The organism is Variovorax sp. OV700 (genome assembly GCF_900099805.1).
In the GTDB taxonomy this organism is placed as follows: domain Bacteria; phylum Pseudomonadota; class Gammaproteobacteria; order Burkholderiales; family Burkholderiaceae_C; genus Variovorax.
In genome coordinates, this window is sequence record NZ_FNDR01000016.1 from 37,622 (window position 1) to 49,510 (window position 11,889).

The 11,889-nt window shown below is 65.6% G+C and carries 8 protein-coding genes; 4 read left to right on the plus strand and 4 right to left on the minus strand.

Features of this window, described 5'->3' with window-relative positions:
* Nucleotides 1-25: 25 nt before the first annotated feature.
* Both BLR24_RS27185 and BLR24_RS27190 read right to left on the minus strand, forming a co-directional pair.
* Nucleotides 26-2,998: a bifunctional diguanylate cyclase/phosphodiesterase gene (locus tag BLR24_RS27185; RefSeq protein ID WP_093023267.1), complete on the minus strand. Its 2,973-nt coding sequence runs from the start codon at nt 2,996-2,998 to the stop codon at nt 26-28.
* Complete coding sequence (locus BLR24_RS27190; protein ID WP_254787610.1) at nt 2,995-4,089, minus strand: TRAP transporter substrate-binding protein; 1,095 nt, start codon at nt 4,087-4,089, stop codon at nt 2,995-2,997. Before BLR24_RS27190 ends, BLR24_RS27185 begins: the two co-directional genes overlap by 4 nt.
* A 184-nt stretch (nt 4,090-4,273) precedes the next feature.
* Between BLR24_RS27190 and BLR24_RS27195 the strand changes: the two genes are divergently transcribed.
* On the plus strand, nt 4,274-5,182 hold the full coding sequence (locus BLR24_RS27195; protein ID WP_093023272.1) for a LysR family transcriptional regulator: 909 nt from the start codon (nt 4,274-4,276) through the stop codon (nt 5,180-5,182).
* A gap of 83 nt (nt 5,183-5,265) precedes the next feature.
* Here BLR24_RS27195 and BLR24_RS27200 read toward each other — a convergent pair whose 3' ends face one another.
* Nucleotides 5,266-5,643, minus strand: a complete 378-nt coding sequence (locus BLR24_RS27200) for an HU family DNA-binding protein (protein ID WP_093023274.1) — start codon at nt 5,641-5,643, stop codon at nt 5,266-5,268.
* A 155-nt stretch (nt 5,644-5,798) separates the two neighbouring features.
* Nucleotides 5,799-6,713, minus strand: a complete 915-nt coding sequence (locus BLR24_RS27205) for a LysR family transcriptional regulator (RefSeq protein WP_093023275.1) — start codon at nt 6,711-6,713, stop codon at nt 5,799-5,801.
* A 184-nt stretch (nt 6,714-6,897) separates the two neighbouring features.
* Here BLR24_RS27205 and BLR24_RS27210 point away from each other — a divergent pair, with 184 nt between their 5' ends.
* From BLR24_RS27210 to BLR24_RS27220, 3 genes are all read left to right on the plus strand, one after another.
* Complete coding sequence (locus BLR24_RS27210) at nt 6,898-7,881, plus strand: Bug family tripartite tricarboxylate transporter substrate binding protein (RefSeq protein ID WP_093023277.1); 984 nt, start codon at nt 6,898-6,900, stop codon at nt 7,879-7,881.
* Between the two features lie 119 nt (nt 7,882-8,000).
* The gene (locus tag BLR24_RS27215) at nt 8,001-9,527 is read left to right on the plus strand and encodes an amidase (RefSeq protein ID WP_093023279.1); all 1,527 of its coding nucleotides are present in this window, start codon (nt 8,001-8,003) and stop codon (nt 9,525-9,527) included.
* A gap of 100 nt (nt 9,528-9,627) precedes the next feature.
* Nucleotides 9,628-11,805: a copper-transporting P-type ATPase gene (locus BLR24_RS27220; RefSeq protein ID WP_093023280.1), complete on the plus strand. Its 2,178-nt coding sequence runs from the start codon at nt 9,628-9,630 to the stop codon at nt 11,803-11,805.
* Nucleotides 11,806-11,889 lie beyond the last annotated feature (84 nt).

The following is an 11,889-nucleotide window of genomic DNA, read 5'->3' on the forward strand; positions in this document are numbered from 1 at the left end:
TGAACTCGCTCAGCGCGGCATGCGTTCAGTCGGCCATCGCGAGGTCCAGCTGTGCTTCGAATTGTTCGATCGGCACCGGCCTGCTGAACAGGTAGCCCTGGCACAGCATGGCCCCGTGCGCCTGAAGAAACTCGAACTGCTGATGCGTTTCGACGCCCTCCGCCACGATCTGGAGGTCCAGGTTGCGTGCCATCCCGATGATGGCCTGGATGATCAGTTCGACCTTCGGATCGACCCCGATGCTCTGCACGAAGAACTTGTCGACCTTGATCTGGTTCAACGGCAGTTGCGTCATGTAGGAAAGCGACGAATACCCAGTGCCGAAGTCGTCCATCGAAAAGTGGATGCCCATGGCCGCGAGGGACTGCATCTTGCCGATGGTTTCGGTCACCTTGTCCTGCAGCAGGCTTTCGGTGAGCTCCAGCTTCAGCCTCGTTGGGTCGGCGCCGGTTCTTCGGATCACCTCGCAGACTCGATCCACGAAATCGTCGCTTCGGAACTGGCGCGCGCTGACGTTGACGGCAAGCTGCAGGTCCCGCCGCCTGGGGTCATGGCTCCAGCGCTCGAGCTGCACACACGCTGTTTCGAGCACCCACATGCCGATCGGCACGATCAGGCCGGTTTCCTCGGCCAGCTCGATGAAGCCTCCGGGATTCACCAATCCCTTCACTGGATGCTGCCAGCGGATGAGCACCTCGGCGGCCACGATGTGGCCTTCCGACGTGACCTGGCTTTGGTAGTGCAGCAAGAACTGCTTGCCTTCCAGCGCCGCATGCAGTTCGCTCTCCAGCGTCGCGCGGGCCGTGATGGCCGTCTGCATGGCGGCCTCGAAGAACCGCAGCGCGTCGCCGCCCGCCGACTTGGCGTAGTACATGGCGATGTCCGCCTGCTTCAGCAGGTCTTCCAGCGATTGATGCGTGGCGTTGAAGACCACGGCACCGATGCTGCACGTGCTGTGATACTGGTGGTTCTCGAGCTGGAACGACTGGTTCAGCCCCGTGAGAATGGCCTCGCCGCTGGCATTGGTCTGCATCGCGGCAACGGCCGGGTCTTCGCTGAGGTTCTCGAGCAGCACCACGAATTCGTCGCCGCCGAGCCGCGCAACGGTGCTGCCTTCGCCCAGGCAGCCCTGAAGCCGGACGGCGACCTGCTTCAGCAGCTCATCGCCGATGGTGTGCCCGAGTGCATCGTTGAGCGTCTTGAAGTCGTCCAGGTCGAGAAACAGCAATGCCCCGTGCCGCGACCGCCGGGTGTTGGAGTCGATGCTGGCTTGCAGCCGATGGAGCAGCAGCCGGCGATTGGGCAGGCCCGTGAGGATGTCGTAGAAGGCGAGATGCTCGATCTCGCGCGCCGCCAGCTTGCTGTCGGTGATGTTGCGCAGGATGACGATGAACCGCGCATCGATGCCTTCGCCGATCAGCTTGCGCGAAACGGAAATCTCGAACCAGAGCGCGCCTTTGGGGCCCCTGCTTTCGAATTGCCTGCCGGACGAGAATCCGAACTCGAAAGCGTCGCGCAACGCCACCATCACTTCGGCGGCGGCATTGGCCGGCAACAGTTCGGACATCAGCTTGCCGACCGGCTCTCGCACCTTGATGGAGGACCTCGGGCGGCGCGGCGAATGGAAGTGGTAGCACCGGCCATCGATGCCGGCTTCGAGCAGCACGTCGGGCAACGCGTCGAGCGTGGCCTGCAACTGCGCCTTGCCTTCGAGGATGTCCGCGAGATGGCGCCTCTTCTCGGTGATGTCGCGGTAGACGCACACCAGTCCGCCGTCCGGCGTGGGACTTTTCACAGCAAGAATCACCTGGCCATTCGGCAAGACGAGTTCCTGCTCGTTTTGTGCCTGCAAGTGGCGCACATTCTGGTCGTCGATCTCCTGGAACGTCGCCCGCGGCAAAAGCAATGTCTCGGTCCAGGGAAAATAGTCCACGAAGCGGCGGTTCCACGTGAGGATGCGGCCATCGGGGTCAAGCAGCACGAAGCCGTCCGCCATGGATTCGAGGGCCTGGTCCAGCGTGGCCTTGGAGCGAAGCAGGTCGGCCCGGGCACGCCATTGCCGGCGCAGCTGCAGATGGGCGAAGTAGCTGACGGCAAGAATCATCAGCGTGAAGGCCAGCGCCGTACCCAGGATCAGATCGCGCTCCCTGCGCCAATCCTCCAGCGCAAAAGTGAGCGGGATGCCCGCGACGATCAGCAGGTTCCGTTGCAGCGTGGGGCGAGCCACGACGATGGCGGGAGTGCCGCTGAGCCGCGCAAGCATCCGCCGCGGACTCCCGTCGCTGATCTGGTCCGTCACCGCGGGGCTGATGGACCGGCCGGCAAGGTCGTCGCGCGGCGGCATGCTGGCCAGCAGCGGCCCCGCTTCGCGCTCCAGCGTGACCTCGAGCCCCTTGATACTCGCGCCCTGCGCAAGAATGGTGGTGAGCATCGACACCTGCACTTCGGCCACAGCCACCAGCCGGCTGCCATCGGCAAGCCGGAGCACGCGCCCAAAGTACAGCACCTGCTGCGATGTCGCCAGGCTGACCGAAGGCGCGCTGATCGCCAACAGGGAACCCGGCCTGTTCAGTAGCTCTTTCAGGAATCCGTCGGGCAGCTGTACGGCCAGCCCGGCTCCCCGGCGATCGGAAGACCCGACGACCGCACCGTCCGGCTTCAGGAATGCAAGGTACCGCACCAGCAGGCTCTGGCGTACGACGGTCTCGACCAATTGCGCGGTCTCGGGTTGCGCAATATCCGCCGCAACGTTGGCTTCAGTGGATTTGCGCAGAAACTGCCCCATGCCCGCGAGCAGCATGTCCACGGCCAGAAGGCTTCGGTTGAGCGCGGCTTCCGACGCGCCGACGAACCGCTTGGCCTCGATTTCGCTTTCGGCAATCGCCTTCTGGTAGGTCTGCCACATCGTCAGGGCGGCAATCGACAGAACGGCGCCGAGAAACAGCGCCGCAACCCCATAGACGAAGGCGGTGATGCGGCGGGGCAGCGGCTTGTTCACTGTCCGACGGGTGCCTTGATGCCCACCACGGGGCCCGCGGTCTGGTTCCAGACCTCCGCGCACACCGCCCCGCACCGCTGCACCCATCGCGTCAATACGCTCGTGGCGAAGATGTCGCGCCTGCGGCGCTCGTCATCCGCCGAAGGGCGTGCCTCCACCATGGCGCCCTTGGTGCCTTTTACGCATGTCGAAGCACCTGTATTGCATGCAATGCCGTTGCCGGTGTCGCGCTCCGATTCGGCCCAAACCGCGGACTCGAGCTTCGGAAGTTCGCTTTTCAACAGGAGCTTCAAGTCCGGTGGAAGCGCGTTCCATGCATCGGTGTTGGCGCCGAACACGGCGATGCCCCAGCTGATGGGCATTGTGTAGAGAGAACTGGTGATCTTGTGCAGGCCCAGCGTGTTGCCGGACATGGCTCCGGTGATTGCGCATTCGGTGTTTTCCGAGCTCATGTTGGCCATGAGTTCGGAAAATTCGGTGAACACCGGGACCCCCTTCAACGCCCGGACGAAGTCGGCCTGCGTGCTGCCTGATACGCGAATGCGCCGCCCCGCCATGTCCGAGAGCTGCTTCACGGGCTGCTTGCAGAAGATCACCTGGGCCGGATAGACGTACACCGCAAGAACCTCGACGCCATGGCGCTCGCGCAGCGTTTTTTCCAGATAAGGCCTGAAAGCGGCGATCACCCGGCGCAACGTCGGCATGTCGGGGTTCAGGCCCGCGATGTCCGGGGTACCCAGTTCGGGGTACTCATTGCTGATCTGGGTCAGCAGCGCCGTCCCGAAAGGAATGACACCCAGCCGCATGAGATTGAGCATTTCCGGGCCGGGGACGCCGGCCTGGTTGAACGGAACAATGCTCGCGCTGTATTTACCGCCGCTCAATCGCGCCAGATCCTTGCTCCAGAAGGGCTCTTCCTGAAGCGTGTACTGGCTCACACTCGCCAAGCCGCCCACGATCCGCAGCCTTTGGGCGGACGCGGCCTGCTGGGCCTCGCTGTTTGTCGCTGCGAAAGCCAGAAAAAGAGCGGCAACCTGCGTCATCCACACGACGCGTTGCCAAGCAGCAGAAGATGCTTCGCCGGACTTCATGGCCCGGATCATGATGCCGAATTGCGCCTTAAGTCACAATTTTTTTACAAAAGACCACGATTCCAGCATCCCGCCCGTCGATGTTCGCGAGAGCGCGTTGCGTGCAGGGCACAGGACTACCATCCGCGGGGCCCGGGAGCCGAAATTCCGGAACTGCGGACCATTTCATACAGATTTCAGACCGATGCCAGCGCCCGACCTTTCCAGCCGCCAGTTGCGCGCGTTCACCGCCTTGGCCGAGCAGCGCAATTTCACGCGCGCGGCACAGACCTGCCATCTGTCGCAACCCGCGTTCAGCGCCCTGATCCGCACGCTGGAAGAGACGCTTGGCGCCCGCCTGTTCGACCGCGACACCCGCAGCGTGCAGCTCACGCCCGAAGGGCGGCTGTTCGAGCCTTCGGCGCGGCGCTTGCTGGACGACATGCAAGGCGCGATCGGCGACCTTGCCGACCACGCCCAGCGGCGCAAGGGCCGCGTGAGCGTGGCGGCGCTGCCCTCGCTCGCGGCCGGTTGGCTGCCGGCCATCCTCGCGGAATTCATGCACCGGTGGCCCGGCATCACGGTCGAGCTGCACGACGCGCTGTCGGACGCCTGCATTGCCCAGCTTCGCAGCCACCAGGCGGACTTCGCGCTGGCGGCCACGGGCGCCGGCGCGGCCGCGGCCAGCGACCTGCGCGGGCGCAAGCTCTGCGACGACCGCTTTCACCTTGTGTGCCGCAAAGACCATCCGCTGGCCAGCGCACGCAGGCTCACGGCAAAGCAGCTCGCGCCCTGGCCCTTCGTCCAGATGGCACGCAACAGCAGCGTGCGCCAGTCGCTCGATGCGGCCCTGCACCCGCTCAGGCTGAACGCGGTGTTCGAGGTCGAGCACCTGGCCACGGTGATGGGCCTGGTGGAGGCGGGCATCGGCATCAGCGTGGTGCCGGAGCTCACGCTTTTTCACTTCCGGCGCGACACCTTGGTGACGCGGCCGCTGCCGCTGCCCGGCCTGACGCGGTCCATCTACCTGGTGCAGCGGCGGGAAGGGAGCCTGTCGGTGGCGGCCCAGACGCTGCACGACCTGATCCTTGCGCGGCTGGGCACTCTCAGTTGAAGTCCTGAAAAAGAAAACGGCCCCGAAGGGCCGTCATCTCCGCAGCCGCCTTGCAGCCGCCGCGAATTTGCGCGTTGCGCGATTTACTTCTTGGCCTTCTTGGCGGGAGCGGCGGCCTTCTTTGCCGGCGCTGCCTTCTTGGCGGCAGGCTTGGCTGCTGCCTTGTCGGCCTTGCGCTTTGCAGCCTTGGGGTCGATGGCGGCCTTGAACGCTGCGCCCGGCACGAACTTGGGCACCTTCTGCGCGGCGATCTTGATCTTCGCGCCGGCTTGGGGGTTGAAGCCGGTGCGCGCGGCACGGGCCACTTGCTTGAAGGTGCCAAAGCCGATGAGCTGCACGGGGTCGCCCTTCTTCACTGCGGCAATGATGGAGCCGGTGACGGTTTCCAGGATGCGTGCGGCTTCAGCCTTGCTGACGGTGTGGGCGGTGGCGATCTTTTCGACCAGTTCGATACGGTTCACTTGAAAATTTCCTTTGGATTGTTCTCGTCATGTTGCCAATGACGGCGCAGCGGCTGAGGCCGTCTGCAAGCGGCGCGGAGTGTAGCGCACGCGGCGTGCCTCCAAAGATCGCAAGCGCTTTTGCGGTCCCGCAAAGACCGCTTTCCCGGGTGTTTTCAGGCCGCTTCCTTGATGGCATCCGTCAGGTATCGCACGAAGGCTTTTCCCGCATCGGGCAGCGAACGGCCCGCCAGTGTCTCGACTTCGAGGTGACGCTCGTTCATCTCGCGGTCTTTCAGCGGAATGGCGACCAGCGCCTTGGACTTCAGCTGCGTTCGGATCGACAGCTCACCGTAGAACGCGATGATGCCGCGCCCCGCCGCGGCAAAACTCACCAGTGCATTCGCATGGTTGCTGGACATGGCCTGCATGTAGCGCAACCCTTGCCGGCTGCAGCTGATGTCGAGCAGTTGGCGGATGGAGCTGTCCTGCGGCGGCAGGCCTAGCGGGTAGCCCACCACTTGGCGCAGGGAGAGCTGGCGCTGCGCCGCAAGTGGGTGGTCGTTGGCCATCACCGCGAGGATCGGGCTCGGGTGGCGCAGCTCGATCTTGATGCCCGGCTCGGGCAGCGCGCTCAAAGTGATGCCGACGTCCGCGTCGCCGTCGCGAATGCGGCCTGGAATCTCGCTCGGCGAGCAGACTTCCAGATGGAAACGGATGCCCTCGTGCTTGCTGCGAAAGCGCGAGATCAGCGTGGGCAGGAAGTCGAACGCGAAGCCCTCGGTGCTGGCCACCCGCACACGCCCGCTGCGCAGGCCGCGCAAGCCCTCGATGTCGCTCGCGACCCGCTCGATGTCCTGCTGCACCCGCTTGGCATGCGCGGCCAGCAGCTCGCCGGCCGCGTTGGGCACCATGCCCCGAGCGTGCCGGTCGAACAGCAAAGTGTCGAGCTCGCGCTCCAGGCGCGCCACCTGCCGGCTCACCGCGGACGGAGCCACGTTGAGCTTGGTCGCAGCCTCTTTCACCGAGCCGGTTCGCACGACTTCCAGAAAGTACCGGACCGCAGTCTCCTGAAGGGCGTGAAGCGACATGGAAGCTCCTTCGCGATCGTTGCTGAAAACCGCAGCGCGTCGATTGCCGAAACAGCAATCCACAATTCTAAACATTGCGCTTGTGGCAGCGCCTTGCGCCTCCTAGGATGAGACTGCTCCCCGCTTCGCGCTTTCGCAGTCCCGCCTTTTATTGCAGCGTCCCGCCCCCTCAGGAGAACTCTTCATGAAACGCTTTCCCGCTTTTGCCCGCATGGTGCTGATGTCCTGCCTGGCACTGTCGTCCCTGGCAGCGGTCGCCGCGGAAACCGCATTTCCCTCGCGTCCGGTCACCCTGGTGATTCCCTTTCCGCCCGGCGGCGCCACGGACGTGAACGGGCGCGTGATCGCACAGCGCCTGGGCAAGGAACTGGGGCAGCCCGTGATCATCGAGAACCGCGCCGGCGCCGGCACGGTGATCGGGGCGAGCTACGTTTCCAAGGCCGCGCCGGACGGCTACACGCTGCTGGTCAGCTCGGGCACCACGTTCACCGTTAACCCGGCCATCCGATCGAATCTTCCCTACGATCCGGTGAAGGGCTTCGACCAGATCGGCCTGGTCGGACGCGTCGGCCTGATCCTGCTCGCGAACAGCGAGGTGCCGGTGAAGACGGTCAAGGAGTTCGTCGACTACGTGAAGGCATCGCCCGGCAAATATTCGTACGCCTCGTACGGCACCGGCACCACGTCCCAGTTCGCGGGAGAAACCATCCTCCACACCGCCGGCCTCAAGATGACGCACGTTCCCTACAAGGGCAGCGCCCCGGCCATGACGGACCTGATGGGCGGCCAGGTTCCGTTCAGCATCGACACGGTGAGCGCCGCCATTCCCCAGCTCAAGAGCGGCAAGATCAAGGCCATTGCGGTGACCACGGCCAAGCGCTCCACCCTGTTGCCCGACGTGCCCACCTTGGCCGAAAGCGGCTACCCCGACATCAACATGGACAGCTGGCTGGTGGTGTCTGCGCCAAAAGGCCTGCCTGCCGATGTGAAGGCCAAGCTCGAGAAGGCGCTGGCCGCAACCATCGCCGACGCCGACACCCGGGCCAAGCTGACCGCGCAGGGCCTGGAGCCGGCCTACAGCAATGGAGCGGCCGTGAGTGAACTGATCAGCAAGGAACTGCCCTTGATGCGCGCCATTGCCGCACGCGCCAACATCACCTCCGACTAGATGTGGACGCCCTCCGAAGCGCCTTCGGCGCCTCCCCCCCACTGGGGGGCGCACCCGGCGGCCGGGCAAAGCCCGTTCCGCGGGGGCACTGGACTGGGCCTGATGAAACAACAACCGACATGAGCACTCACAACGAATTGGTCGAAAAATCCGCGGTCGAACTGCGGCGCCTCATCGGCAGCAAGGCAGTGTCGCCGGTCGATCTGCTGCAGGCCTGCATCGCGCAAATCGAGCGGGTGAACCCCTTCGTCAATGCGGTGACCGCGACCTGCTTCGACCGCGCCAGGACCGAAGCCAAGGCGGCCGAAGCGGCCGTTATGCGCGGCGATAGGCTGGGCCTGCTGCACGGTCTCCCGCTCGGCGTGAAAGACCTGGAGCCCACAGAAGGCCTGCTCACCACCTGGGGCTCCGCGATCTTCCGCGACCACGTGCCGCAGGAAGACATCGAACTGGTGGCCCGTCTTCGCAGGGCCGGCGCCATCGTGGCGGGCAAGACCAACGTTCCCGAAATGGGCGCCGGCGCCAACTCGCGCAACGACGTGTGGGGCGCCACCGGCAACCCGTTCAACCCGAACCTGAATGCCGGCGGCTCCTCCGGCGGCTCCGCGGCGGCGCTGGCGTGCGACATGCTGCCCGTGTGCACCGGCTCCGACACCGGCGGTTCGCTGCGGATTCCGGCCGCCAAATGCGGTGTGGTGGGCTTTCGGCCTTCGCCGGGCATCGTACCCAGCGTGCGAAAGCTTCTCGGCTGGACACCCATCTCCGTCGTCGGCCCCATGGGGCGCACCGTGGAAGACGCCTGCCTGCAGATGGCGGCCTCCGCGGGCATGCACGCCGGCGATCCGCTGAGCTATCCGCTGGACCCGCTGTCTTTCCTGAAACCGGCCGACGTCGACCTGAGCAGGCTTAGGGTGGCGTGGACCGAAGACTTCGGCGTCTGCGCCGTGGACGACGGCATCCGCGCCACGATGCGCCGCAAGATCGACACCATGCGGCACCTCTTCAAGCGCTGCGACAAGATCGAGCTGGACCTGGGTGAAGCGCACCGCTGCTTCGATGTGTTGCGTGCCGAAGCCTTCGTGGCCGGTATGCATGCGGCCTACGAGAAAGACCCCGCCAGCCTGGGGCCCAACTCGCGCGCCAACTACGAGATGGGCGCGCAGATGAGCCTGCTCGACAGCGCCTGGGCGCAAGCCGAACAGACCCGGCTCATCAAGCGCTTTCAAGCCACCTTTGCCGACTACGACCTGATTCTTTCGCCAACCACGCCGGTGTCGCCGTTCCCGTGGACGCAGCTCTACGCGGACACCATCAACGGCGAGAAGCAGGCCAACTACTACCGCTGGCTCGCGCTGACGTATGTCGTCACCCTGACCACGCATCCGGCGCTGGCGCTGCCCTGCGGCGTCGACCATGCGGGCATGCCCTTCGGGCTGCAGATCGTCGGCGGCTTCCGGACCGACCACCAGGTGCTGGGCGCGGCGCATGCGATGGAAGGCGCCTTTGCCACCAGCGCGGAGCTGCGTCGCCCGCGGCCCGACCTGGCGGCCTTGCGCGTGGCCGAGCCCGCGCTCACATCCATCGTCACCGCGCCGCCGGGCTTGCTGGGCAGCGCTTCGAGCGCCGCGGCCACTTCCGCCGTCTGAGAAGACACACCGAGGCGACGGCAACAGCCGCGCGCCGCTTGACCTTGCCACCGTGTCAAGCCCGACACTGGAACTCACTTCATCGAAGGAAGGAGTCTCCATGAATCATCAAGGCCATCACGCCTTGCACCGGCATGCCGCGACGAGTGGAGCGCCGGCCGAGACAGCTGGATCGCCTGGCACCATCTACACCTGCCCGATGCATCCGGAAATCCGGCAGGACCACCCCGGCAACTGCCCCAAGTGCGGCATGACGCTGGAACCCGTGATGCCGACGCTCGAGGAGGGCGAGGACCCCGAACTGCGCGACTTCAAGCGGCGCTTCATCTGGACCCTGCCGCTCACCATCGCGGTCACCGTGCTCGCCATGGCGGGACACCGCCTGCAATGGTTCGAGATGGCGACGCAGAGCTGGATCGAACTGGTTCTGGCCGTTCCCGTGGTGCTGTGGGCCGGGTGGCCCTTCTTCGAGCGCGCGGTGCAATCCGCGGTGAACCGCAGTCCGAACATGTGGACGCTTATCGGCCTGGGCACCGCCGCCGCCTTCCTCTACAGCGTGGCGGCCACCGCGGCGCCGCGCGTGTTTCCCGAGTCGTTCATGTCGATGGGCCGCGTGGCGGTGTACTTCGAGGCCGCCGCGGTGATCATCTCGCTCACTCTGCTCGGCCAGATTCTCGAACTCAAGGCGCGTTCGCAAACCTCGGCGGCCATCAAGTCGCTGCTGGGGCTGGCCCCAAAGACGGCACGGCGCATCGGTGCCGACGGCGCCGAAGAAGACGTTCCCATCGCGCATGTGCATGTCGGCGACAGACTGCGCGTCAGGCCCGGCGAGAAGGTGCCGGTGGACGGCGTGGTGGTCGAGGGCGCCAGCTCCGTCGACGAATCCATGCTCACGGGCGAACCGCTGCCGGTCACCAAGCGGGTCGGCGACAAGCTCATCGGTGCGACGCTGAACGCCAGCGGGTCGCTGGTGATGCAGTCGGAGAAGGTCGGCTCGCAAACGGTGCTCGCAAGCATCGTGCAGATGGTGGTGCAGGCTCAGCGCTCCAGGGCGCCGATGCAGCGCATGGCCGACCGGGTGGCCGGCTACTTCGTCATGACCGTTATCGGCATCGCGCTCCTGACCTTCTTTGCATGGGGCTTCTTCGGGCCGGCTCCGAGCTGGACCCACGGGCTCATCAATGCCGTGGCGGTGCTCATCATCGCCTGCCCCTGTGCCCTGGGCCTGGCCACGCCGATGTCCATCATGGTCGCCACCGGCAAGGCGGCCACGCAGGGCGTTCTGTTTCGTGATGCGGCCGCCATCGAGAACTTCCGCAAGGTCGACGCGCTCATCGTCGACAAGACCGGTACGCTGACCGAGGGCAAGCCGCGCTTCGAACGCGCGGCGGCCCTGCCCGGCTTCACCGAGGACGAAGTGCTGCGCCTCGCGGCAAGCCTGGACCAGGGAAGCGAGCATCCGCTGGCCCATGCCATCGTCCAGGCGGCGCGCGAGCGCAACCTTGCGCTGGCTGCCGCGGAGGAGTTCGAATCAGCCAGCGGCATCGGCGTGAGCGGCAGCGTCGGCGGCAGGAAGCTGGCACTGGGCAACACCGCGCTCATGGATCAGCTGGGCATCGCGGTCGGCGATCTCAAGCCGCAGGCCGAAGCCCTGCGCGCCGAAGGGGCCAGCGTGATGTTCCTCGCTGCGGATGGCCGGCTGGCGGGCCTGCTCGCCGTGTCCGATCCGGTCAAGTCCACCACCATGGAAGCACTGCAGGCGCTGAAAGCTTCGGGCATGCGCGTGATCATGGCCACCGGCGACGGACTGACCACAGCCCGCGCTGTTGCCGCCCGGCTGGGCATCGACGAGGTGCACGGCGAAGTCAAGCCAGCCGACAAGCTGGCGTTGGTGGACAAGCTGCAGCGCGAAGGACGCATCGTCGCCATGGCCGGAGACGGCATCAACGACGCACCCGCGCTCGCCAAGGCCGACGTGGGCGTGGCAATGGGCACCGGCACCGACGTGGCCATGACCAGCGCGCAGGTCACGCTGGTCAAGGGCGACCTGCGCGGCATCGCGCAGGCACGTATCGTCTCCGAGCAGACCATTGCCAACATGAAGCAGAACCTGGGCTTCGCGTTCATCTACAACGCACTCGGCGTCCCCCTTGCCGCCGGCGTGCTGTACCCATTCACGGGATGGCTGCTGTCGCCGATGATCGCGGCCCTGGCGATGAGCCTGAGTTCGGCGTCCGTCATCACCAATGCGCTGCGGCTGAGAGCGAGCGAGGGGTGACCGAGAATCGCGAGCAAGCCGATCATGGCCCGATCAGAAGTAGTGCATGTAGAGTGCACGATCCATTTGTCGAATGGGCGTTCG

Coding starts and splice junctions, on each gene's coding strand:
- BLR24_RS27190 (WP_254787610.1), bottom strand. CDS start 4,089: ATGAAGTCCGGCGAAGCATCTTCTGCTGCTTGGCAACGCGTCGTGTGG.
- BLR24_RS27195 (WP_093023272.1), top strand. CDS start 4,274: ATGCCAGCGCCCGACCTTTCCAGCCGCCAGTTGCGCGCGTTCACCGCC.
- BLR24_RS27205 (WP_093023275.1), bottom strand. CDS start 6,713: ATGTCGCTTCACGCCCTTCAGGAGACTGCGGTCCGGTACTTTCTGGAA.
- BLR24_RS27210 (WP_093023277.1), top strand. CDS start 6,898: ATGAAACGCTTTCCCGCTTTTGCCCGCATGGTGCTGATGTCCTGCCTG.
- BLR24_RS27215 (WP_093023279.1), top strand. CDS start 8,001: ATGAGCACTCACAACGAATTGGTCGAAAAATCCGCGGTCGAACTGCGG.
- BLR24_RS27220 (WP_093023280.1), top strand. CDS start 9,628: ATGAATCATCAAGGCCATCACGCCTTGCACCGGCATGCCGCGACGAGT.